This is a genomic window from Blattabacterium cuenoti (genome assembly GCF_014251255.1).
GTDB classification, from domain to species: Bacteria; Bacteroidota; Bacteroidia; order Flavobacteriales; family Blattabacteriaceae; genus Blattabacterium; species Blattabacterium cuenoti_W.
The window spans coordinates 1-25813 of sequence record NZ_CP059182.1 but is presented as its reverse complement, the minus strand read 5'-3'; the positions used below and the strand labels follow the sequence as shown (position 1 = coordinate 25813).

At 25.0% G+C, this 25813-nt stretch carries 18 protein-coding genes, 1 other RNA gene and 1 pseudogene; 9 read left to right on the top strand and 11 right to left on the bottom strand.

All coding sequences use genetic code 11. The features are described from left to right. Nucleotides 1-3: 3 nt before the first annotated feature. From H0H77_RS00100 to folK, 7 genes and pseudogenes are all read right to left on the bottom strand, one after another. Nucleotides 4-1743 (bottom strand): ABC transporter ATP-binding protein, encoded by a 1740-nt coding sequence (locus H0H77_RS00100; RefSeq protein WP_185851591.1) that lies wholly within the window; start codon nucleotides 1741-1743, stop codon nucleotides 4-6. Then, nucleotides 1740-2506: pseudogene (truA, locus tag H0H77_RS00095) on the bottom strand (tRNA pseudouridine(38-40) synthase TruA). Before truA ends, H0H77_RS00100 begins: the two are co-directional and overlap by 4 nt. Nucleotides 2507-2516: 10 nt before the next feature. Next, nucleotides 2517-3722 (bottom strand): aspartate aminotransferase family protein, encoded by a 1206-nt coding sequence (locus H0H77_RS00090; RefSeq protein ID WP_238783798.1) that lies wholly within the window; start codon nucleotides 3720-3722, stop codon nucleotides 2517-2519. 2 nt (nucleotides 3723-3724) lie between these two features. Continuing rightward, nucleotides 3725-5290: an OstA-like protein gene (locus H0H77_RS00085; protein WP_238783797.1), complete on the bottom strand. Its 1566-nt coding sequence runs from the start codon at nucleotides 5288-5290 to the stop codon at nucleotides 3725-3727. A 155-nt stretch (nucleotides 5291-5445) separates the two neighbouring features. Then, complete coding sequence (locus tag H0H77_RS00080) at nucleotides 5446-5838, bottom strand: Rid family detoxifying hydrolase (protein WP_185851589.1); 393 nt, start codon at nucleotides 5836-5838, stop codon at nucleotides 5446-5448. 29 nt (nucleotides 5839-5867) lie between these two features. Continuing rightward, nucleotides 5868-8156 (bottom strand): putative LPS assembly protein LptD, encoded by a 2289-nt coding sequence (locus H0H77_RS00075; RefSeq protein ID WP_185851588.1) that lies wholly within the window; start codon nucleotides 8154-8156, stop codon nucleotides 5868-5870. Between the two features lie 14 nt (nucleotides 8157-8170). Further along, entirely contained in the window at nucleotides 8171-8695 is a 525-nt protein-coding gene (gene folK / locus H0H77_RS00070; RefSeq protein ID WP_185851587.1) for a 2-amino-4-hydroxy-6-hydroxymethyldihydropteridine diphosphokinase, read from the bottom strand. Between the two features lie 110 nt (nucleotides 8696-8805). Between folK and H0H77_RS00065 the strand changes: the two genes are divergently transcribed. The 7 genes from H0H77_RS00065 (at nucleotide 8806) to lnt (ending at nucleotide 16700) form a co-directional block, all read left to right on the top strand. Beyond that, entirely contained in the window at nucleotides 8806-9843 is a 1038-nt protein-coding gene (locus H0H77_RS00065; protein WP_185851586.1) for a rod shape-determining protein, read from the top strand. Nucleotides 9844-9879: 36 nt separating this feature from the next. Next, a complete protein-coding gene (mreC, locus tag H0H77_RS00060; RefSeq protein WP_185851585.1) occupies nucleotides 9880-10713 on the top strand; it encodes a rod shape-determining protein MreC in 834 nt (277 codons plus the stop codon). Further along, a complete protein-coding gene (locus tag H0H77_RS00055) occupies nucleotides 10713-11225 on the top strand; it encodes a hypothetical protein (protein ID WP_185851584.1) in 513 nt (170 codons plus the stop codon). Before mreC ends, H0H77_RS00055 begins: the two co-directional genes overlap by 1 nt. Then, a complete protein-coding gene (mrdA, locus tag H0H77_RS00050; RefSeq protein WP_185851583.1) occupies nucleotides 11222-13117 on the top strand; it encodes a penicillin-binding protein 2 in 1896 nt (631 codons plus the stop codon). Before H0H77_RS00055 ends, mrdA begins: the two co-directional genes overlap by 4 nt. Then, nucleotides 13095-14354, top strand: a complete 1260-nt coding sequence (gene rodA, locus H0H77_RS00045; protein ID WP_238783796.1) for a rod shape-determining protein RodA — start codon at nucleotides 13095-13097, stop codon at nucleotides 14352-14354. The genes mrdA and rodA overlap by 23 nt, the downstream gene beginning before the upstream one ends. Nucleotides 14355-14497: 143 nt before the next feature. Further along, nucleotides 14498-14922, top strand: a transfer-messenger RNA (tmRNA) gene (ssrA, locus tag H0H77_RS00040). Nucleotides 14923-14990: 68 nt separating this feature from the next. After that, nucleotides 14991-16700 (top strand): apolipoprotein N-acyltransferase, encoded by a 1710-nt coding sequence (lnt, locus tag H0H77_RS00035; RefSeq protein ID WP_238783795.1) that lies wholly within the window; start codon nucleotides 14991-14993, stop codon nucleotides 16698-16700. Here lnt and H0H77_RS00030 read toward each other — a convergent pair. After that, nucleotides 16691-18235: an NAD(P)H-hydrate dehydratase gene (locus H0H77_RS00030; RefSeq protein WP_185851582.1), complete on the bottom strand. Its 1545-nt coding sequence runs from the start codon at nucleotides 18233-18235 to the stop codon at nucleotides 16691-16693. The genes lnt and H0H77_RS00030 overlap by 10 nt on opposite strands. Before the next feature lie 120 nt (nucleotides 18236-18355). Between H0H77_RS00030 and H0H77_RS00025 the strand changes: the two genes are divergently transcribed. Together H0H77_RS00025 and H0H77_RS00020 are read left to right on the top strand one after the other, a co-directional pair. Then, entirely contained in the window at nucleotides 18356-19525 is a 1170-nt protein-coding gene (locus tag H0H77_RS00025; protein ID WP_185851581.1) for a dihydrolipoamide acetyltransferase family protein, read from the top strand. Nucleotides 19526-19538: 13 nt separating this feature from the next. Further along, complete coding sequence (locus tag H0H77_RS00020) at nucleotides 19539-20036, top strand: inorganic diphosphatase (RefSeq protein WP_185851580.1); 498 nt, start codon at nucleotides 19539-19541, stop codon at nucleotides 20034-20036. Here H0H77_RS00020 and aspS read toward each other — a convergent pair. From aspS to nusA, 3 genes are read right to left on the bottom strand one after another with little or no spacing between them, the layout of a single operon-like run. Further along, the gene (gene aspS / locus H0H77_RS00015; protein ID WP_185851579.1) at nucleotides 20031-21770 is read right to left on the bottom strand and encodes an aspartate--tRNA ligase; all 1740 of its coding nucleotides are present in this window, start codon (nucleotides 21768-21770) and stop codon (nucleotides 20031-20033) included. The genes H0H77_RS00020 and aspS overlap by 6 nt on opposite strands. A 14-nt stretch (nucleotides 21771-21784) precedes the next feature. Continuing rightward, on the bottom strand, nucleotides 21785-24481 hold the full coding sequence (gene infB, locus H0H77_RS00010) for a translation initiation factor IF-2 (RefSeq protein ID WP_185851578.1): 2697 nt from the start codon (nucleotides 24479-24481) through the stop codon (nucleotides 21785-21787). Nucleotides 24482-24538: 57 nt separating this feature from the next. Beyond that, complete coding sequence (nusA, locus tag H0H77_RS00005; protein WP_185851577.1) at nucleotides 24539-25795, bottom strand: transcription termination factor NusA; 1257 nt, start codon at nucleotides 25793-25795, stop codon at nucleotides 24539-24541. Between the last annotated feature and the right edge of the window lie 18 nt (nucleotides 25796-25813).

Sequence of the window (25813 nt, the reverse complement as noted above, 5' to 3'; positions counted from 1 at the left end):
GAATCATCTTCTTCTATGAAAAGTTTCTTTATATAATCCTGCATAATATCCATTTAATTGAATTAACTCTTCATGGGTTCCTTTTTCAACAATATGTCCTTTATTCAAAGCTAATATTTTGTCTACATTTTCTAATGTAGAAAGTCTATGAGTAATAATAATTGAAGTTTTATTTTTTGTCATACAATTTGTAGCATGATAAATCAATTTTTCTAATTCTTTATTTAAAGATACTGTTGCTTCATCTAGAATAAGCATAGAATAAGGATGCATTTGAACTCTTAAAAAAGAAATTAATTGTTTTTCTCCAAGAGATAAAATATCTCCTCTTTCTTTTACAATATGTTTATATCCATGTGGCAAAGATGTTATAAAGCTATGAATTCCTATTTTTTTTGCCATTTTTTCTATTTTTTCTATGCTAATAGAAGGATCTCCTAAAGTAATATTGTTTATAATAGAATCATTAAATAAAAATGTATCTTGCGTTACTACTCTAATATGAGATCTTAAATTTTTTAATTCAATATCTTGAATCTGATGTCCATCAATGACAATATTTCCTTTTTTTATTTCATAAAATCTGGAAATTAAATGTGTCATTGTAGATTTTCCAGAACCTGTAGATCCTACTATAGCTACTTTTTCTCCGGGTTTTATTTCAAAAGAGATTCCTTTTAGAACCATTTCTCTATCAATATAGGAAAAATAAACATTATTAAATACAATATGTCCTTTTAGCTCTTTAATTCGTATATTTCCTTTATCTGAAATTGTTTCTCCATAATTTAATATGGAAAATATACGTTCTATTCCTGCTATTCCTCTTTGTATTAAATTAAATCTATCTGCTATTTGTCGTATAGGACGAAAAATAAGATAAATAAAAAAAATAAAAGCAATGATTTGTCCAGGTTTTACATTTCCATTATCAATGGAATTGTATCCTCCATAAAATATGACAATACTTATTGTTACTGCAGATATAATTTCTACTATTGGAAAAAAAATAGAAAAATAAAAAATTGTTTTAAAATGTGCATTCATTAACCTATGATTTATAGATTTAAATTTTAAATATTCTTCTTTTTCTTTATGAAAAAGCTGAACAATGGACATTCCTATAATATTTTCTTGCAAAAAACTATTTAAACGTGAATTATGTACACGTTCTTCGTGAAATGTTTTTTTTAATGTTTTTTGAAAAAAACGAGTAACTATATACACAAATGGAATAGTACAAATAACAATAAAAGACAATTTTTTATGCACAGTATACATCATAATGATAATCATCATTATTCTTAATATATCTACAGAGACTAGTAAAATTCCATCGTTAAATATCACAGTGATTGTTTCTATATCTGAAACAGAGTAAGAGACTAATTTTCCTATTGACGTTTTATTAAAAAACGAATTTTTCAAATGTAAAAATTTTTCAAATAAAAGAATTCTAATCTTTTCAATCACATTTTGAGCAAGAATATTAGATAGATATAATAAAATAAAATGAAATATACTTTCTAGAAAAAGAAGAATAATTATCCATGTCAATACATTTTTCAGTCCAAAAAAATCTTTGTAAACTATATGAACGTCTATAGCTTTTTGTATTAATTTTGGTCGATAAGCAGAGATAAAAGATATTAATATAGAAGTGATTATTGTTGATATTAAAATGAGTTTATAATTTAAACTCATTTTTAAAAGTTGTTTGAAGTAGAATCCTTTTTTTTTCATAAAAAAATATCTTCTGGATAAAGAATTTTAGTAAGAAACAACCCACATGCAGGAACGATCGGACTACAATTAGCATTATTTTTTGATTCTATAATTTCCACAAATTTATTTATACTTATTTTTTTTCTTCCCACGTCAATAAGTGTTCCAATAATTAATCTTACCATACTTCTTAAGAACCTATTTGCTTCAATAGTAAAACAAAAGCATGTATTATTTTTTTTTATTGACCAATAAGCATTATATACTTTACAGATATTGTTTTTTTTTTGTCTTTTTCTTTTTTACAAAAAGAACTAAAATTTCTATACTCCATTAAAATTTTAGAAGCTACATTCATTTTTTTTATATCTAACGGATAAAAACAATACCAAGAAAAATCTTGAAGAAATGGATTTTTTTCACATAGTAAATAATACTGATAAGTACGACTTATTGCACTAAATCTGGCATGAATATGTTTTTTTACCGGGAAAATATTAATGATCCTGATGTCTTTAGGCAAAAAAAGATTTAATCTTTTTATTAAGTTTATATTAATACTTTTTATGTTTTTTTCTAAATCAAAATGTGCAAACATTTGTTTTGCATGAACTCCACTATCTGTTCTTCCTGCTCCTATTACATTTAAAGATGTTTTCAATAATTTAGATAAACAATATTCTAACTTTTCTTCTATAGTATTATTTTCTTTTTTTTGTATTTGCCATCCATGATAATGTTTTCCATTATAAGCTAATTCAATAAAAAATCTTAATTTCATTTATGTTTTATTATCTTTTTAATTCATTTAAACTCTCTTTAATAATAGAACATCCTGTTTTTATTTCTTTTTCTGCAATAGTTAATGGAGGAGAAATACGTAAAGAATTACTATGAAATAAAAAACGAAATAGAATCAATCCTTTTTTCATACAAGAATGTAATACTTTTTCTATAGAATTCTTGTTTTTTAATTCAATAGATAAAAAGAGTCCTTTTCCATGAATATTTTTTATTTCATCATGAACTAAATATTTTCTAATCCATTTTTCTTTTAAAGGAACTTGTTTCATAATATTAGAATCAACTAGTTGAATTAGTGTTTCCAAAGCAGCTGATGCTGCTACAGCATTTCCACCAAAAGTTGTGAGATGTCCTAATGGAACACGATCACAAAAAGATCTCATGATTTTATTAGAGGATATAAAACCACTTATAGGCATTCCTCCTCCCATACCTTTTCCCATAATTAAAATATCAGGAACAATTCCATCATAATGTTCAAAAGCAAAAAGTTTTCCTGTTCTTCCAAATCCTGTCTGTATTTCATCCAGAATCATTAAAATATTTTTTTTTTTGCATTGTTTTCTAACTTCTTTTAAAAAAGAATGATCAGGTAATCTTATTCCTGAAGAAGTTTGTATTGTTTCTAAAATTACACAAGCTGTTTTTTCTGTAATAGAAGAAATGAATTCTTCTATTTGATTAAATGTTATAAATTTGACCAAAGGGAGTAAAGGTCTAAAAGGTCTTTTATTTTTTTCAGCCCCCATAACACTCATAGATCCATGTGTACTTCCATGATAAGACCATTTACAAGAAATAATTTCTTCCCGTCCTGTATAACACTTAGCAAGTTTTAAAGCGCCTTCCACGGCTTCAGTTCCTGAACTGACCAAGTAAGTAGTCTCTAATGGAGATGGAATGTTTTCTGCTATTTTTTTACAAAGTTTGACACATACTTCTTGTATAAATTCTCCATATACCATAGTATGTAAATACTTATCTACCTGTTTTTTTATGGCTTTTTTTATTTTTTTATTTCCATGTCCTAATACATTAACAGAAACTCCTGCTACAAAATCTAAATATTTTTTTCCATCTTTTCCATAAATGTAATTTCCTTTTGCATAATCCACTATAATTTTCATGGGGTTAGGGTTGATTTGAGTTTGATATTGAATAAAATCATTCTCTAATTCTTTTCCTATTCTCATAGTCAATTCAACTTTTTTTTATACTTTTCTATCTGTTTTAAAAGAGAATTTTTTTCAGTTTTTATTTCTTCTCTTTCTTTTTCTTTCCAAGAAAATTTAGGAAGAAAAAGGTTTTCCTTATAAAAAAGAATATGAAAAGGAAAATAAAAAAGCTCTGAATAAACTTTCTTTAGATAAGAAACTTTTATGAGTTCTTTTTCTTTTTCAAAATCTAAAGAAATCATTCCACAAGATGATTTGTTAATCCAAGTAGAATCAAAAAAAATAATACTTTTAGCATTTCCTTTAATCAAAATTTTTTCCATATTTTCTTTTCTAAAAAAACCAGTCATTTTTTCTCCTTGTATTTGATGAAATTTTTCTGAGTTTATTTTTTTTATAAAAAATACATTTGTCATATCCAATGAATCTATAATTCCATCTTTCGTGAAAAGATGAATGTCATCTCCAGTAATTTGTTGGTTGTTGTTAATCCAAAAAATAGGATTTCCATTTAATGTTAAATGAGTTATGTTGGAATTATTTGATAGTTCATATTTCAAGAGACTACATTTTCCTTGTATAACTTTATTTCTAAAAAAAATGTTTTTAATAGGAAAAGCTTTAATGAATATAGAAGATTTTTTCTTCAAAAAAGCAATTTCAATAGTATCAGAACGAATATAGATTGAATCTTTGTAAATTTTTATGATAGCCGTTGGATTTTCTTTTAAAGAGAAAAATCCAGAATTCAAATCAAAATCCCCATAACCTCCTATTAAATATCCTATTTTAGGATCTTCAAAAAAGACATTTTTTATAAATCCATATTTTTTTTTATAGTCTAAAAATAAACATTCTCCTTTTATAATTTTTCCATTATAATGGATACGAAATTTTTTCGTAAAAAAAATTTTTTTTCCAAATAAAAAAGGATCTGCTTTAGCAGAAAGAAAATTATTTGTTTGATTATTATATATTACTATAGTAGGACTATAAAAATTTAGTTTTTTCAATTGAAAGAAACACTCCATCTTCTTAGAAAAGATTGTATAATTTTTATTAACCAATTTAATTTCATTATTTAATTCGATTTTTTCTTTTTTAAGAAAATAACTTCCTTCTTTACTGGAAAGTAAAAAATCTCTATAAGAAATAGATCCTCCTTTTTTGTAAAAAACTTTTTTCAATTGAAAATCGTATTTTAAAATATTGGTAGATAATTTTAATTTTTTAAAAAATAAAATAACATTTTGATCCGCTTGAAAATATTTTTTTCTCAAATTAAAACTAATTGCATTTGCCATTAGTTTTATATTGTCTTGAAATAAAACCACATTTTTTGATACTTTCAAAATATTTTTTGAATATTCTATTTTTTTAGAATAAATTCTATTATTATTTGATAATAACTGGATATTTCCATATCCAGAAAATTTATTTTTTTTTTTATAAAATATAGCTTTATCACAAAAAAGATGATATTTACTATATTTCAAATGAACATGACCAGTTAAAATGATATTGTTATAATGTTTTTCATTTTTTTGAATAAAGTCAGTATGAATAATCTGTATCTTTTTTTTCAAAAAAAAATTTTTCCTTGGAAAAGGGTATACTTTCTTATTAAAGAAGAATAAAAATAAACCAAATATTACTAAATATTTTTTAGTAAAAGTAAAATTAAGAATCATATGATTATAAAATAATCGGAATCCATGTTCTAATTGAATTCATTCAAATTCTAATTTTTCATATTTTTGTACGCTATTAAAGATATCTCTATGTTTGCGTTTTTTGGTAATCCTAAAACTTGTATAGTTTCTCTAGCTGGATAATTTTCTTTATGAAAAAATTTAGAATATATAGAATTTATTTTGGGATAGTCTTCTATATTTTTTATAAACAAAGAAGTTTTTATTACATTTTCAAATCCAATTTCAGTTTCTGAAAGAATAATCTTCAAATTTTTCATAACTCTTTCAGTTTCCATTTCTATCGTTTCAGAAATTAATTTCTGAGTTGTAGGATCAATGGCTATTTGTCCAGAAACAAATAAAAAATTCTCTACAATAACATATGAACGATATGGTCCAAAAGATGGAATTTTTTTTATTGAATATTTTTTTTGTTTCATATTATGAATAATGTTTTTTTTTCACTATATCAAAAAATACTTTTTAAAATAGGATCTTTTATTCCAATAAAAAAAGACCAAGAACGATCTCCTATGGGAGACCAATTAAAATCTATTTTGAAACTTCTTAAATCTTTATGAAAAATTATATTGGCGAATGTCATCTGTTTTTTCAACAAATCGTAATCTGTGCGAATATTTATTTTCCAATATTTTGTTATTTCTATAGATCCATTAACACTTAAAAATGTATTAAAATATTTTTTTGTATTTTTTTCATGAAAACTTGAATTCAAATTGACTTTGAAATTCATTGGAATCATCATATATTTTGCATAATTCTCTTTATCAAAAAGAAAATATTTATAACGGTTTTTTCCTTGTTTACAAGATTCATTTTTTTTATGAAAATTCATTTCATTTCTTATGAAATTGTAAAAAAATGAAAAATAAAAATAGATTTTTTTATTTCTTTTTTCTTCTTCTTTTTCTTTGAAGTTAATTCCCCCCTTATATTTGATTCCTAAATGATTTTTAAAATCAGTATATCCCATAAAATGTATATTTTCCCATTTAGAAGGAGCTCCAAAAATATAAGAAGTACTTATTTGAAAAAATTCAAGTATTTTTATGTTTTTTTCAGTATTTTTTTTCAATTCCAAATTATTTTTTAATATCAAACTTATTTTTTTTTCAGAAAAAGAATTAGAGGAATCTTTTATCTGTAAAGATAATATAGGTTCTATTTCATGTTTTAAAAGAATAGAGTTTATTTCTAAATTATTGGATAATGGAGTAGAAATAATATCCGTTGATATATTTTTAGTATAAAAAAAACATCTCGAATAAAAATCCCAAAGTATATTATAATGAATTTTTGGCAGGATCTTTAAAAAAGGAAAAAAACGAATATCAGTTGACATACTGATAGTATGGTTCATACTGGTTTGAATTTTAAAATTCATTTTTTGTTTTGAAATAGGAGAATTATATGGATAAAAATTAATTGATTTATATAAAAATGCATGATAATCAAATAAATAATAATGTATTAGTGGATTCTTTTCATTCAAAAAATGATTTTTACGTATCAAAAAACGAATTTCTGGTATTTTTAACTTTGTTTCTTTTTTGTTCTCATTTTCATCTTGAATAAAATGAGTGGACATAGTTAATAAAGAATGATTATCAAATTTTTTTTTTAGATTAATATTTGAAATAAAAACTTCATTTTTTTTTTCAAAAAGTCTGTTGCTTATTACATAATTTATGTCTGTATTAAATTCTATATTGGATTGAAATTTTTTATTATGTTTCCATTTGAATTGAGAATCAAATTTTTTATTTGAAAATCCTTGATAATTAAAAGAAATTAATCCATGATATGGGTTCTCTTTCTGAAATTTATATTTCATTTCTGTCTCTATCTTCCATTTTTCACTTCCATATATAGAACTGAATATTGAAAAATTTAAAGAATTGGAAACGGGAAAAAATAAACCTATTTTTTCCATATAAATTTCTTTATTTTTAATTCTAAGTATAGGAAATTTTATTCCATAAAATTCGTTATTATTTTTAATGTATAAAAATGGAAGAACTATAGGCATAGGAATTTTATGCCAATAAAAAAATACTGGTCCAGTAATAATCGATTTTTTTTCATGGAAATATTTTAATTTATTTGTTTTTAAATAAAAATCAGGATGGTTATTTTTTTTCTTTATAAAAAAAGGATCAGATTTTATAAAAAAAGGATCAGATGTATATATCACTTCTTTCATTAGAGTCATTTCATTATTTTCTTTTTTTATATGATTGGCTATCATAACATGATCTTTTTCTTGTATGTAAACGTCATTTGCTTCTCCTTTTTGATTATTCAAATTGATGCAAAAATTTTTCAAAAAATATTTTTTATCACCTTGTACAACTTTTATATATTTATCTTTTATTCCTTTTGCATTAATGTCTCCATTTTTCCAATTAAATTCTATCCAATCTGCTTCAATTTTCACATCTAGAAATTCTATGAAAACATTTCCATTTAAATAAAATTTTCCTTCTTTCATATTATATTCTTGTGCATTTGAACTATATTTCAGATTTTTGAATTTATCTTTCAGAATAAGATTTACTATTTTCGTAGAGTCTTCAAATTTATTTTTATTGTTTTCTTCCTCTGAAAGAAGAAAAGAAGTATGAAAAGATAGAAAAAAAAATAAAATAATTAACTTTTTATATAATAGTATTGAAATTATTTTATTTTTTTTTCTATTTCTTATAATCCCTTGAAATAAGAATTTTATAACATTCATTTTTTTGGATAAAATCAAAAAGTTGATATTTTTTTTACTTCTAATTTATCTATACATGCTCCTAATATTTCCAATATTGTTAAATTAAATATAGGATGATATTTTTTTGGATAAATTTCACACATTGGTTCTATAGCAAATCTACGTAAATGAAATAAAGGGTGCGGAATCGTTAACATAGAGCTATGTATTATAAGATGATCATAAAATATGATATCAATATCAATTTCTCTATCTTGGTATTTTCTTTTTTTCTTAAAAGAAAAAATGTTTTTTTTTGATTTTCTCCCTACAATGGATTCAATTTCTAAAATATTTTCCAATAATTCTATAGGAGAATGAAATGTTTTTACATGCAAAGCTCTATTATAAAAAGAAGATGTATTTTTATTCATATTCCAAGCTACGCTTTCAAAATAGGAAGATTTTTTAATTATTTTCCCAATTTTTTTACAAATTAGGAATAAAGATTTATCCAAATATTCTTTTTTATTTTCTTTGTTGCTTCCTTGTAACAAATAAATGTTGTGTTCTTTCAAAAGAAAAAATTATATCTTTCATAAGATACTGAAAAACTTCATTTTTAAATAGAAAAATATTTTTTTATTTTTTAAATTGAGTAAAGATTTAGAATCCATAACAAAAAACTATGGGATTAGTTGATTTGATGAAAAATTTATTTACTCAAGAAATTGCTATAGATTTGGGAACAGCAAATACTCTTATTATGCATGACAATAAAGTGATTGTTGATTTACCCTCAATCATTGCTATAGATGTAAGAAGTAAAAAAGTTTTAGCTGTAGGAGAAGAGGCGAAACAAATGCAAGGAAAAACACATGAAAATATTAAAATTTATAAACCATTAAAAGATGGAGTCATAGCAGACTATCAAGTAGCAGAACTTATGATAAGAGAATTTATCAAAAAAATTCCAGGAATAAATAAAAAATTATTTACTCCATCATTAGTTATGGTTATTTGTATTCCATCTGGAATTACAGAAGTAGAAAAAAGAGCTGTGAAAGATTCTGCTCAACATTTAAATGCTAAAGAAGTTTATCTTATTGAAGAACCTATGGCGGCAGCTATTGGATCCGGCATATCTGTTACAAAAGCTGAAGGAAATATGATTATTGATATCGGAGGAGGGACCACAGAATGTGGAGTAATTGCTTTAGGTGGAATTGTTTGTCAAAAATCCATTAAAATAGCCGGAGATGTTTTTACTAATGATATTGCCTATTTTCTTAGGACTAAATACAATTTGTACATTGGGGAAAGAACTGCTGAAAAAATTAAAATAGATATAGGAGCCGCTATAGAATCTATTGAAAATCCTCCTGTAGATATTCATATTCAAGGAAGAGATTTGCCAACAGGAAAACCTAAAGAAATGAATCTTTCTTATAAAGAAACTATTCCTGCACTTGATAAATCTATTTTACGTATTGAAGACGCTGTCATGGAAACACTATCTAGAACTCCTCCAGAACTTGCTGCAGATATATATAAAACAGGAATATACATGGCAGGAGGAGGATCCCTTCTAAGAGGATTAGATAGAAGAATTTCTAAAAAAACAGGTCTTTCTGTTTCTTTAGTAGAAGATCCTTTAAGAGCTGTGGTAAAAGGAACAGGAGTTGCTTTGAAAAATATTGATAAATTTACATTTTTGATGAAATAAAAAAAAAGATTTTTATAATTTTATGCTTTTATATTTATGCGTGAGTTTTTTAATTCCATTATAAAATGGCGTTTTTTTATTTTATTTTTTCTATTAGAATCTTTAGCTATTTTTCTTTCATTTTCTAAAAATAATATTCATCAATATATTTATAATGGTTCCTCCAATTTTTTGGTAGGAAAAATGTACGAAACAATTCATATATTACGTAGTTATTTTTTATTAAAAGTTGAAAATGATAGACTTATAAAAGAAAATATAAGATTACGTCGTTCTCATATTTCTTCAAAAATAAGTAAAATAATTAAAGATTTTAAAAAAGATAATATTGATTATCTACAACAATATGTTTATACCCCTGTCAAAATTATTAATAATAGTATCCATGAACAGGAAAATTATATTACTATAAATAAAGGAAATTTGGATGGAATTAAAACAGATATGGGAATTATTTTACCTAATGGAATTGCAGGGATTATTATAAAAACTTCCCCACACTTTAGTACAGCTATTTCTCTTTTAAATCCAAAAATTAAAGTTAATGCGAGACTAAAAAGAAATAAATATTTTGGAACAGTTAGTTGGGATGGATTAGATCATGAATACGTTGTTTTATACGATATTCCCAAACATTCTATCATACATAAAGGAGATATAGTAGAAACAGATGGAAAATCTGCAACTTTTCCTGAAGGAATTCCAATTGGAAAAGTTTTTTGTTATAGATTTGATGAAGAGCATGCTAATTATGTTATAAAAGTAAAATTATTAGAAAATTTCTCTACCATAGAAAATGCCTATGTTGTGAAAAATTTATTTAGAAAAGAATGGAAAAATGTTCAACTTTATAAAGTTGAAAGTAAATAATGAATTTTCTAAAGAATTTTTTCTTATCTATTTTTTCCATTTTTTTGATTTGTTTAATTCAAGTATCAATATTAAACTCTATATTTTTAGGTTGGTATACTTATATGTATATTATTTTTATACTAATTTATTCATATTATGGAAATCAATTGGTCTTCTTATTTTTATCTTTTATGATAGGTTGGATTATAGATCACTGTATGAATTCTGGAGGAATACACGCTTTTTCTACGACTCTTTCCGCTTTTTTGCGGTTAAAATTTTTACAATTTTTTGAAGGAAAAAATTTTCTACAAAAAAGTAACTTTTCCATTTATGAATTACCTTTTATTAGAAAATTTCTTTATATATTTTCGTTGATTCTTACACATCATTTTTCTTTGTTCATATTAGAAATATTGAAGTTATCTTATTTTAGAAAAATTTTTTTATTGAAAATTATATTTAGCAGTATTTTTACAACTATTTTGTGTATTATATATTTTTTCTTTAGAAGAAAAATTAAACATTGAAGAAATTATATATTTTCTATATTATTTTAAGTTTTATAGGTTTAATTTTTATAACTAGATTATTTTATCTACAAATATATACTGAAAAATATATTTTAAATGCATTCAACACTTCTATAAAACAAGAAATTATTATTCCTGAAAGAGGTTCTATTTTCGATAGAAATAATAATTTATTAGTATTTAACAAATCTATTTATGAATTAATAGTAATTCCTATACTTATAGATGAAAATTTCAATGTTATTGAATTTTGTAATCTTTTAGGGATAAAAGAAGATACTTTTCACAAAAATTTAGAAAAAGCAAAAGCTTATTCAAAATATTTACCTTCTGTTTTTCTTCCTTTCATTTCAAAAGAGAAATTTGCTACTATACAAGAAAAACTTTACAAATACAAAGGATTTGATTGGACAAAACGTTCTCTTAGAGATTATAAAGTAGAAAGCTCTGCTAATATTTTAGGATATCTTGGAGAAGTAAGTCAAAAAGATATAAAGAAAGAATCTAATTATTATCAAAGAGGAGATTTTATTGGATGGGCTGGAGTAGAAAAATCTTATGAAAAAATATTAAGAGGAAAAAAAGGAGTGAAATATTGGATAAGAAATAGAAAAGGATGTATTATCGCTCCCTATAATAACAGAAAAAATAATATAAAAGCAATTGGTGGAAATGATATTTCTTTAACTATAGATTGGAATTTACAGAATTATGCAGAAAAACTTATGTTTCAAAAAAAAGGTGGAATAGTAGCTATTAATCCTAAAAATGGAGAAATTTTATCTTTAGTTTCTAGTCCTATCAATAATCCTAATTTGTTTGTGGGAATTAACCGATCTAAAGAATTTAAAAAATTAATTAAAAATACAATAGACTATCCTTTATTGGATAGAACAACACAAGCCCGTTATCCTCCAGCTTCTCCATTTAAGTTAATGACAGAATTAGCAGGTCTTCAGATGGGAGTAGTAAATACAAAAACAACTTTTATATGCTATAATGGATTTAAATATGGAAAAAAAAGAATTCATTGTCATTCAGGAATTCATGGATTTCCTATAGGAATAGAAACAGCTGTTGCTGTTTCTTGTAACAATTATTTTGCACAAGTTTATAAACGTGTTATTGAAAAATATCCAAAAAATTTAACAAAAGGAGCTAATGAATGGTCTGATATCATTAAAAGTTTTGGATTTGGAAATTATTTGTGCAATGATTTGGCTACTGGAGAAAAAGGAATCATTCCTTCTGGAGATTATTACAATAAAAAATATGGATATACAAAATGGAATGCTATTACAATTATTTCAAACAGTATTGGTCAAGGAGAAATCAATGTCACTCCCATACAATTAGCTAATATGGTTTGTGCTATAGCCAATAAAGGCTTTTTTTATACCCCACATATTGTAAAATGTATTAATAATCAACCTATTTCTAATCCTAATTATACTCGTGCTAAATATACAAAAGTAAAAAAGAAATATTTTGATTTAATTATTAGTGGAATGGAAAAAGTATTTATAATTGGAACTGGAAAAAGTTTCAAATCTTCGGATATTAGAATGGCTGGAAAAACAGGAACGTCACAAAACTTTATTAGTGTCAATCATAAAACAATATCTTTACCTGATCATTCTATTTTTATACTATTTGCTCCAGTAGAAGACCCTAAAATAGCTGTTTCCGTAATTATAGAAAATGGAGGATTTGGATCTCGTTGGGCTGGTCCTATCGCCAGTCTAATTGCAGAAAAATACATTAAAAACAATATTTCTAGAAAAAATCTTGAAAAAAAAATTATGAATTTAGGATTACAAAAAGTATACAATAGTATAGCAAGAATGAAAAATAAAAAAAAAATAATTGATAAAAATCAAAAGAAATAAAACATTATTAGAAAATATAGATTGGTATATTGTTCTTATCTATATTTTCATGATTTTTTTTGGATATATGAATTTATATTCTGTTTCTTATGAGAAAGCAGAAAAACAATTAATATGGATTTTATTTAGTTTTTTTTCCATATTCATAATTTTTTTATTCAAACCAATACATTATAAATATTTCTCTTCATTCTTTTTTTTATTTACGTTATTTCTTTTGATTGGAGTGTTTTTTTTAGGAAAAAATATAAATGGATCAAAATCTTGGTATGTTTTTGGTCCTATTAGTTTTCAACCTTCTGAATTGTCAAAAATATCCACATCTTTAATCATTTCTTATCTTTTGAGTCAAGAAAATGTTCAGAAAAATAAAAAAACATTATTATATGTATCTGTTTTATTAATAATAATACCTTCATTATTAATATTTTTTCAACCAGATCCAGGTTCATCTATAGTTTTTTCTTCATTTATTTTGACTTTATATAGACAAGGATTGTCTATTTCTTTTCTTCTTTTTTTATTGCTTTTAATTTTTTTGTTTATTGCTTCTTTAAAGATATCATCTTGGATTATTATATTCTGTATTTTTTCAATTTTACTATTGATTTTTTTCTTAAGAAAAGAAAACAGGTTTATAAATATAAATGATTTATTATTTTATTTATTTGTTTTTATTTTTTTATCCATTTTCGTTGTCGTTTCTCCATTTTTTTTTCAAAAATTTTTAAAGAAACATCATCAAGATAGGATTAATATTCTTTTTCAAAATGAATTCGATAAAAAATATCGAGATAATATAGGATATAATCTCCTGTATTCAAAAACAGCTATTGGTTCCGGTAAATTTTTTGGAAAAGGATATAAAAAAGGAACTATAACAAAAGGAAAATTTGTTCCTGAACAACATACGGATTATATTTTTTGTACTGTAGGAGAAGAGTGGGGTTTTATAGGAAGTATTATATTAATCATATTTTATTTGTTGTTCATTAGTAGAATATATTTTTTGTCCGAAAGACAAAAAGATATTTTTGGAAGAATTTTTGGATATTCAGTAGGGAATATTATTTTTGTTCATTTTTTTATTAATTTAAGCATGGTAATGGGACTTTTTCCAACAATAGGAATTGTTTTACCTTTTTTCAGTTACGGAGGATCTTCTTTTTGGTCTTTTACTGTTTTGTTATTCATTTTCATTAGATTAGATGCTGCAAATCAAGCGAGTTTGATTTGAATAACTTTTTTATTGTTTTCTATGCATCATGAGTGGGATTATTTTTAAAAAAAAAACGACTTATATGAATGTAATATTCAAAATTTTTTAATAAATTTGTTCTTTTCATCATAAGAAAAAATGATTAAAGTTTGAAAAAAAAAGGGGCTGACTTTTTGGAATTGACAGCAAGATTAGTTGTAAAATTAAGCATACCGTGTTACGTAAGATCTTACACGTAAATACAGACTTACAAAGTCAATATAAATGGCGAAAAACAATATGCTTTTGCTGCTTGAAAAATAATTCTTAATTTGATATTATTTCATAGCTAAATCCACAATATGTGGAAGCAAAATGTCTCTCAGGAATTTTTCCTTATAAATACACTGATTATATAGAGATACTAAAACATATATAAGGACAAGAAAACGGATGATTCTTAAGTTTTCCTATTTTTTTTAGAATCTAAACTTTTATTTGGTATCCAAAAACCGATTTTAGTCTAAAAAAATTTTTTTGGATAAGTATGTAGAAATTTTTTATGCTACTTGTTTGGACGCGGGTTCGAATCCCGCCAGCTCCACATAGTTTTTCTTTTTAACTCTGTAAGGAGAAAAACCTGTCAAATGCAATCAAATAATTTTATTTAATAAATTGTCTTGTCATTCAAGATTTCTTATAAAACATAGGAGTAAAAATATTAAATTTTTCTTTTTTAGTATTCTTTCTGGAATTTTATTAGGATTGGGATGGCCTACTTATGGAAATCCCTTGTATTTGTTTATAGCTTTTATTCCTATTTTATATGCAGAAGAACATTTTTATTCTTCAGATTCAGAGAAAAAAATTGTATTAATATTTTTCTTGTCTTTTTTTACTTTTTTTACATGGAATGCTATATCCACATGGTGGTTATTTTATGCAAAAAGACCTGATGGAAGTTTTTCAACAGAAGCCTATTTAACTCCTGTTACAATAAATGCTTTTTTAATGTCCATTGTTTTTTCGTTTTACTCATGGATAAAAAAACATGTAGAAAATAGAAATATAGGATATTTATTTTTAGTTTGTATATGGATTTCATTTGAAAAAATGCATTTAGAATGGGAGTTTTCTTGGCCATGGCTAAATTTAGGAAATGGTTTTTCTAATCATATAAAATGGATTCAATGGTATGAATATACTGGAATATTAGGGGGAACATTATGGATATGGATTGTGAATATAGGATTTATGAATTCTATTATCAAATATCAAAAAAATAAAAACATACTTTCTTTATATAAGAACATATTTTTTAATATAGGAAAAATTTTTTTCCTCATTCTTATTTCAAATTACATATATTTAAAATGTGAAGAAAAAAAAGATGTAACTGGAACTGTTAACGTTCTAATTTTACAACCTAATATCAATCCATATCATCAAAAATATAAAATTTCAACGAAAAAATTAATTTCTATATTGATAAAGTTAATAGATAAAAAAATTGATAAAAATACTACTTTTATTATAGCACCTGAAACTCTATTTCCAGGAAATGGAAAAAAAATTTATCTGAAAAATATAGGAAAAAATAACATCATCTCAATATTTAGAAATCATATAAAAAAAATTTCTCCAAAAACCGTATTTATTACAGGAATAGAATTATTCAACTCTTCTAAAAAAAAAGAGTTTAGTCAAACTTCAACTCCAATTTTTTTTAGAAATGAAATCTTATGGATTGATATATTTAATTCTATCATACAAATAGAAACATATTCTGATGATCAGATTGAATTTCATCATAAATCTAAATTAGTTCCAGCTGTAGAAACTTTTCCTTATAAAAAAATTTTTTTTCCTATATTGGGAAATATTTTTCTTAATTTTGGAGGATCCGTAATGGAACACGGAAAAGATCCTCATTATACAATATTTACACATCCTTTTTTAGGAATAAAGATCGCTCCTATTATTTGTTATGAATCTGTATTTGGAGAATATGTCTCTCAATTCTTTAAAAAGAATGCAGAATTTATGACCCTCATTACTAATGATGGATGGTGGGGGGTCTCACAAGGATATAAGCAACATTTATCTTATGCATGTCTTAGAGCTATTGAAAATAGAAAATTTATTGCCAGATCTGCAAATACAGGCGTGTCTTGTTTTATTAATGAAAAAGGAGAAATTATATCTTCTATTCCGTACGGAAAAAAAGGAGTTTTATCCAGAAAAATTTTTCTAAATAAAAAGAAAACTTTTTATATCAAGTATGGAGATTATATTTTTAAAATTAGTTTTTTTCTATCAATAATAATTTTGTTATATACGATAACATATCGTTTGTGTATCAAAAAATATATTCTTCATTCATGATTTTTTAGTTTTTTATAAGCTTTTCCTATATAATTTATAATATCCATGGCCATTATAGATTCTTCGTTTAATTCTTTAGAGGCTATATCTCCAGCTAGACCATGCAAATAAACTCCCATAATACAAGCGTTTTTTGAAGAATAACCTTGAGCTAATAAACCTGTAATCATGCCTGTCAGGACATCTCCACTTCCAGCTGTAGCCATTCCTGGATTTCCAGTACTATTGAAATAAAGATTTCCATGAGGAGTAGAAATAACAGTATGCGCTCCTTTCAATACTAAGAAAATGTTATATTTTTTAGAAAATTTTTTCAAAAGAGATAATTTTTGATAATCATTTTTCCATGTCCCACATAATCTCTCAAATTCTTTTTGATGCGGAGTGAGAATAGTTTCTTTTTCTAATAAAAGATTTAGTATATTTGGTTTTTTTGATAGAATATTAATCGCATCTGCATCTATCACCATAGGAATTTTTTTATTTTTCTTTCTTAATCTTAAGAGAAAAGATTCTAATGCATATTCAGTGATAGGATCTTTTCCCATTCCCATTCCTATTCCTATTGCTGCATATTTTTGAATAATAAAATTATTAGGAATAGAAGAAATTAAATTTTCTTTTCGATCTGTTTTTATAATAGATTCTGGAAGAACAGTTTGTATAATTTTATTTCCACAATGTGGAAGATATACACTTAATTTTCCTATTCCAATTCGAAAACTTGCTTTTGCAGAAAGTAAAACAGATCCAATCATTCCATAACTTCCTCCTATAATAAGTCCATGACCATAATTTCCTTTGTGTGAAAATTTTTCCCTACTTCTATAAATAGAATGAACATCTGTATTATCAATGTAAAAATTTTTTACATACATATTATGTATGTATTTTTTTTTCCATCCAATATTTAATAAATACCATTTTCCAACGTAAAAAGCATAATCTGATAAAAAAAAAGGAATTTTTGGAACTTGAAAAGTTAATGTATGAGTCGCTTTTATGATAATATCATGATTTTTTTCCATAAAAAGACCAGAAGGAACATCTATAGAAATAACAGATGAAAATTTCTGATTATTTAGATAATAAAAAAAAGACTTCCAATATTTTTTTTTAATAGGACGATTCAATCCGATTCCAAAAATTGCATCTATAAGTTTATTTTTATTATCAAATAATGGAAATTTATCTCCTTCATTTATTGAATTCAATTCAATTCCATATCTTAATATTTTATTTTTATTAATTATAAATTCATTTGAAAAATGATTAGAAATATTCAAGATATATATCTTGACCCTAGCGCCATGCAAATGTAACATTCTAGATAAAGAAAGTCCATCTCCTCCATTTTTTCCATTTCCTACTAATATTATAAATGATATTTTTCTAAGTTTATGATTATAATGTTGAATAATCCAATCGAAACAACTTTTTGCAGCTCTTTCCATTAATTCTATAGAAGAAATATCTTCGTAATCAATACAATATTGATCAACTTTTTTAATTTGATTCAAAGAAAGAATTTTCATTTTTTAAAATGAATTTATTATTTTTGGTTTTATTGGTTTTTTCTTTTTTTTAGATAGATTGTAAAATATGGTTAATATCAGAAAAAAAAACAATATATAATAAAACGATAAAAAATTTAGATGTCCGAGTATAATTTGACCCTTCCAGCCATGGGTGAAAGTATAGCGGAGGCTACTATCATTCGTTGGTTAAAAAACGAAGGAGATTCTATAAAAAAAGAAGATCTCTTAGTAGAGATAGCTACGGATAAAATAGATTCTGAAATTTCTTCTCCTGTAAATGGAATCTTGAAAAAAAAATTATTTTTTCCGAATGAAGTGGTTAAGGTAGGAACTGCTATAGCTATTTTAGAAACAGAAGAAAAAGAACCATTAAAAAAAAGATTTTATTCCCCTCTTGTACGTTCTATTGCTCATAGAGAAGGAATTAATTTCTCTGAATTAGAAACTATAAAAGGAACTGGAGAAAATAGACGTGTTACCAAAAGAGATATATTGAAGTATATTCATTTAAATAAAAATAAAATCATTTCTCCTTACAATAATTTTTCATTTACTAGTAGTGGTAAAAATGATAATGATGAGGAGATCATAGAAGAAATGGATAGAATGCGTAAAATCACTGCATCACATATGATGGAAAGTAAAAATATATCTGCACATGTTACTTCTTTTGTTGAAGCGGATGTAACAAACATTGTTAAGTGGAGAGAAAAAATGAAAGATACTTTTCAAAAAAATACAGGAGAAAAATTGACTTTAATGTCTGTATTTGTGGAATGTGTGGTTAAGGCTATAAAAGATCTTCCAATGATCAATATTTCTGTTAATGGAACTAATATTATAAAAAAAAGAAATATTCATATAGGATTGGCTACCGCATTACCTGATGGTAATTTAATTGTTCCTGTCATTAAACATGCAGATTCTTATAGTTTAGGAGGATTAATAAAAATTATTAATGATTTAATAAAAAGAGCAAAATTGAATCAATTAAAACCTGAAGAAACACAAGGAGGAACTTATACTATTAGCAATATAGGTAGTTTTGGAAATTTATTTGGAACTCCTATTATTCATCAACCACAAGTAGCTATATTGGCAATAGGAGTAATACAAAAAAAACTTTCCATTATAGAAACTCCAGAAGGAGATTTTGTTGGAATTAGACATAAAATTTATTTGTCACATTCTTATGATCATCGCGTTATAGATGGGGTTTTAGGAGGAGGATTTGCTAAAAAAGTTGCTTTGTATTTAGAGAAATTTAATTGTTACACAAAAATATAGTCCAAAAAAAAATATGAAAACAAATTTTGATGTACTAATTGAGATTCCTAAAGGAAGTCGAAATAAATATGAATTTGATAAGAAAAATAATTTAATTCGTTTAGATAGAGTTCTATATTCTCCTATGAGTTATCCTACGGATTATGGATTTATTCCAAAAACTCTTTCAAAAGATGGAGATCCATTAGATGCATTAGTTTTTTTAACAGAACCAACAATTCCAGGTTGTTTAATTAGAGTTAAACCTATTGGTATTTTTTTTATGACGGATGAAAAAGGAGAAGATGAAAAAATTATTTGTGTCCCAATAGAAGATCCTAATTATAATATTATTAATAATATTGAAGAAATTTCTTTTCATGCGAAGAAAGAAATTGAACATTTCTTCATGGAATACAAATATTTAGAGGGTAAGGAAGTAAAAATAGGAAACTGGAAAAACCAAAAAGAAGCTCTTTTTATTTATGAAGAATCATCTTTACGATATAAGAAGAAACTAAATGAATTATGAATATAATTCATTTAGTTTCTTCTTTTCTAAGAAAGATGGAGCATCTATCATTAGATCTTTTCCAGAATTATTTTTTGGAAAAGCAATAAATTCTTTTATATTTTTTTTCCCCTCTAAAAGGGCAATTAATCTATCGAACCCAAAAGCAATTCCACCATGAGGTGGAACTCCATATTCAAAAGCTCTGATTAAAAAACCAAATTTAGATTGAATTTCTTTTACAGAGAATCCTAAATGTTTTAAAATTAAATTTTGAATGGATTTATTATGAATACGAATAGATCCTCCTCCAATTTCAACTCCATTAATAATTAAATCATAAGATTGTGAACGAACATTTTCTGGATTTTTTTTTATAAGATGAAGATCCTCTTCTTTTGGATTTGTAAAAGGGTGGTGAAAAGGTTTATATCTTTTAATTTTATTATTCCATTCTAATAGTGGAAAATCTGTAACCCATAAAGGTTTAAATATTTTAATATTTTCTTTTAATTTTTTTAAAAAATTGATTAATTTCATACGAAATTGACTGAGTTGATTTCTCATTTTTTCCTTTCCATAAAAAATGAATAATAAGTCTCCAGGGTTTGCCTTCAAATGTTTTATGAACATTATCAGATCTTCTTTTTTCATAAAATTACTCATTGGAGAAAATAATGTTTTATCTGGAAAATATTTCAACCAAAAAATATCTTTAATTCCTATTTTTGTTTGTTTCATCCATTCAATAATGGAATGAATTTTTTCACATGGATAAGAACTACATTTTGGAATAGTTATTCCTATTGTTAGTTCTTTTTTTTTAAAAAATTCAATTCCTCTTTCTTGAACTAAATCATTCAACTCCAAAAATTTAATTTCAAAACGTAAATCAGGTTTATCTGTTCCATACATTTTAATTGCATCAGAATAAGTAATCTTTGTAAAAGGTTCTAATTGAATATTTTTTATTTTTTTGAATATGTATTTTATGAATTTTTCAAAAAAAATCAATACATCATTAACATTTACAAAAACCATTTCACAATCTATTTGTGTAAATTCTATTTGACGATCAGAACGAGCATCTTCATCTCTAAAACATTTTACAATTTGAAAATATTTATCAATTCCACCAATCATCAATAATTGTTTAAATAATTGAGGAGATTGAGGTAAAGAATAAAATTTTCCAGAATGTATTCTAGATGGAACTACAAAACTTCTAGCTCCTTCAGGAGTATGATTAATTAACATAGGTGTTTCTATTTCTAAGAATCCATTTTTAGAAAGAAAATTTCGTATTTCTATAGAAATATTATGACGAAGTTTCAAATTATTTTTTATTGGATTTCTTCGTATATCCAAATACCTATATTTCATACGTGATTTTTCATCTCCATCTGTTTTATCTTCTATGAAAAAAGGAGGAGATATGGAGGAGTTTAATACCTCTATTCTAGATAATAGGACTTCTATTTCTCCTGTAGGAATTTTAGAGTTTTTAGAAACTCTTTCTACTACTTTTCCATTAACTTTAATGAGAAATTCTTTTCCCAATTCAATATTTTTTTTGAATTTTTTTGAAAAAATAAGTTGTGTTATTCCAAAATAATCTCTAATATCTATAAAAGTTATAGATCCTAAATTTCTTAATTTTTGAATCCATCCAGATAAAACTACTTTTTTTCCAATATCTTTCTTACAAAGTTCTCCACAATTATGTGTTCTGTATGATGATTGACTAAGACTCACTTGATTTTTTTAACTTATTTCTTTTTGTTTGTAGTTGTTGTAGTAGGAGGAGGAGAATAAGATAGTTCTTCATAGACTTCTATAATATCTCCATATTTAAGATTATGATAATCTTTTATCCCCAATCCACATTCATATCCTTTAGAAACTTCTTTTACATCTTCTTTAAAACGTTTTAGAGAAGTAAAAACACCATTGTTGTATATTACAATTCCTTCTCTAATTAATCTAACTTTTGCTTTACGTAATAATTTTCCTTCTACGACCATACATCCAGCTATAGTTCCTGTTTTTGGAAACTTAAAAAGTTCTCTTATTTCTGCATTTCCTAAAATTTTTTCTCTTGTTTCTGGAGATAACATTCCATCCATAGCTTCTTGAACATCATTAATAACGTCATATATAATTGAATAAATTCGTATTTCTATATTTTCTTTTTTTGCAATATTTTTAGCTCCAGTATTGGGACGTACATTAAATCCTACTATAATAGCATCTGAAGCACTTGCTAACAAAACATCAGATTCTGTAATTTGACCAACACTTTTATATATAATATTAATCATGATCCTATTTATAGATAATTTTTGTAAAGAATCTGTAAGAGCTTCTACAGAACCATCAACATCTCCTTTAATAATAATTTTTAATTCTTTAAAGTCTCCTAGAGCTATACGTCTTCCTATTTCATCTAGAGTCAAATGTTTTTGAGCTCTTATATTTTGTTCTCTTTGCAGTTGTTCTCTTCTAGAAGCAAGTTGTTTTGCTTCTTTTTCATCTTTGAATACTTTAAATTTATCTCCAGCAGTAGGAGCTCCGTTTAATCCTAGAATTTTGATAGGTTTTGATGGTCCTGAACATGGAATAGATTTTCCACGTTCATCTAAAATATTTTTGACTTTTCCATGATGACTTCCTGCTAAAACATAATCACCTACTTTTAATGTTCCGCCTTGCAAAAGCAAGGTGGTTATATATCCTCTTCCTTTATCTAAAGAAGCTTCTATAACAGTTCCTGTCGCAGGTTTATTTGGATTTGCTTTTAAATCTAATAATTCAGAGACTAAAAGAACTTTTTCTAATAATTTATCTACTCCATTTCCTAACTTTGCTGAAATTTCTTGAGAGGGATATTTCCCCCCCCATTCTTCTACTAAAAAATTTAAATTAGCTAATTGTTCTCTAATTTTATCAGGGTTTGCATTGGGTTTATCAATTTTATTAAACACAAAAATAATAGGAACATTTGCTGCTTGAGCATGGCTAATAGCTTCTTTAGTTTGAGGCATTACTTGATCATCTACAGCTATCACAATAATCGCTATATCCGTGATTTGTGCTCCTCTTGCTCTCATAGCAGTAAAAGCTTCATGACCAGGTGTATCTAAAAAGGTGATACTTTGATTATTCGATAGTTCAACACTATAAGCTGCTATATGTTGAGTTATTCCACCAGCTTCTCCAGCAATTACATTAGTATTTCTAATATAATCTAATAAAGATGTTTTTCCATGATCCACATGTCCCATAACAGTAATAATAGGAGGTCTAGATTTTAAATTTTCTTCTAAATCATGATCTCCTTGAATAGCTTCTTCTAAATCTAATCCTACAAATTCTACATTGTATCCGAATTCATCAGCAACAAGGGTTAATATCTCTGCGTCTAATCTTTGATTCATAGTCACCATAATTCCTAATGACATACAAGAAACAATAACATCTGTTGCATTTACGTTCATCATAGATGCTAATTCATTTACAGTTGTAAATTCAGCTAGTTTAAGAACTTTTTCTTGTTCTTGTTTTTCATTTTTTATTTTTTCATTTTTAAGAATTCTTTTTTCTTTTTTATGTAAACGTTTTTCTTTTCTAATTTTTGAAGCTTTTGATTTAATTCCTTTTGAAGAAAGTTTTTCTAAAGTTTCTTTAATCTGTTTTTCAATTTGTTCTTCAGTAACTATAGATTTTTGATAATTTTTTTTATTCTTTGATTTCTCCATTTTTTTTTCATGAGAAAAATTTTTAAAAATATTTCTTCTTTCTTTTTCCTGTTTATTTCTACTATTATTCACACTATTGATAGGAATATTTTTTATCTCTTCAAGAATTATTTCTTTTTTAATTCTTTTTCGTTTTTTTTTATTTTCTTGTTTTGTTCTTTTTTTTTCAAATTGAGATAGATCAATTCTATCTCCTGTTAACATGACACCATCTAGTTTTTGATAGATAGTATCTATATGTTCAGGTTTTTTATTATTTTTTTCTTTATGTTTTTGAATAATAGATTTATGATTTCCTGTTTTTTTCTCTTCAACTTCAATATGTTTTTTGTCTTTTGTCCCTTCGGGAGTTCCATATTTTTTTTCTAATGTGTCAATATCTATTTTTCCTATTTTTTTTAATCTAACTAGTTTCTCTGATTTTGCACGTATGATTTGATGAGCAACATTATTATGTTTGGATTTCAATACTTCTTTTTTTATTTTTTCTTTTTCTTTTCTTTTTTGTAAAAAAGCTTTTTCAGAAGCATCTCGTATTTCTTTATAAGTTTTAAATTCTCTTACAAGAAATCTGTATACTTGTTCCTCTATTTTTGCATTAGGATTATTTTCTATTTTAATCCCTTTTCTTTTCAAAAAATTGACAACTCTTTGTAAGGAAATATTGAATTTGGTTAATACTGTTTTTAATCTGATTTTATCAGTCATATAAATCTTAATAATAAGAACAAAAATAAAAATTTAGACACAAAAAAAATTCATGGATTATTTTTTATTATTATTGAATTCTTCCTCAAATTCTTTTTTGAGGATAAAAATTACTTTTTTAATAATTTTTTCTTCAAGATCAGTCCGTTGACTAAGATCATTATTTCTATAGTTTAAAACGGATTTTGCAGTATTCAATCCCACTTGATGAAATTTTTTTAGAACTTCTGGTTCTATTTCGTCAGAGAATTCTGTTAGTTCTACGTCATCTTCATAAGGAAAATCTCTAAAAATATGGATTTTATATCCTGTTAATTGACTAGCTAATTTTATATTTTGTCCTCCTTTTCCAATCGCTTTAGATATTTCTTCAAATTTGACATATACATTCACATATTTGTGTTCTTCATTCACCTCCATCATGGAAACTTTAGCAGGACTTAAAGCTCTCGTTATATATAATTGTATATTGGATGTATAATTGATTACATCTATATTTTCGTTTTTTAATTCTCTAACAATAGGATGAATTCTAGATCCTTTCATTCCAACACAAGCTCCTACAGGATCTATACGATCATCATAAGACTCGACAGCAATTTTTGCTTTTTCTCCTGGAATACGCGCTACTTTTTTAACCGTGATTAATCCTTCAGAAACTTCTGGTATTTCTAATTTAAAAAGTTCTTCTAAAAAAGTTTCATCTTTTCTAGTCAGAATAGCAAAAGGTTTATTATCTTTCCAATCTACTCTTTTTACTAATACTCTAACAGGATCTCCTTTTCGAAAAAAATCATTTGGAATTTGTTCTTGTTTAGGAAGAACCATTTCGTTTTGTTCTTCATCTCTCATAATAATTTGTCTAGGTAAAATGTGATAAACTTCAACGTTAATAATTTCTCCTATTTTATTTTTGAATTTTTTGTAAGTATTTGTATTATCATATTCGTTCACTTTCGAAAGTAAATTTTGTCTTAAAGATAAAATAGATCTTCTTCCAAGAGATTTTAGTTCTACTTTTTCTGTGACTTCTTCTCCTATTTCAAAATCTGGTTCTATTTTACGAGCTGTAGATAATTCTATTTCTTTATTGAGATCCTTCACAAACCCATCTTTTACAACTATACGATTTCTCCAAATTTCTAAATCTCCTTGATCTGGATTAACAATAATATCATAATTTTTAGAAGAATCGTATTTTTTTCTCAATACACATCGTATGGATTCTTCTAAAATAGCCATGAGATTAACTCTATCTATATTTTTTTCATATTTAAAATCTGAAAAAGAATCTATTAAAGCTTCATTATCCATAATTTTTAAAATTTTCAA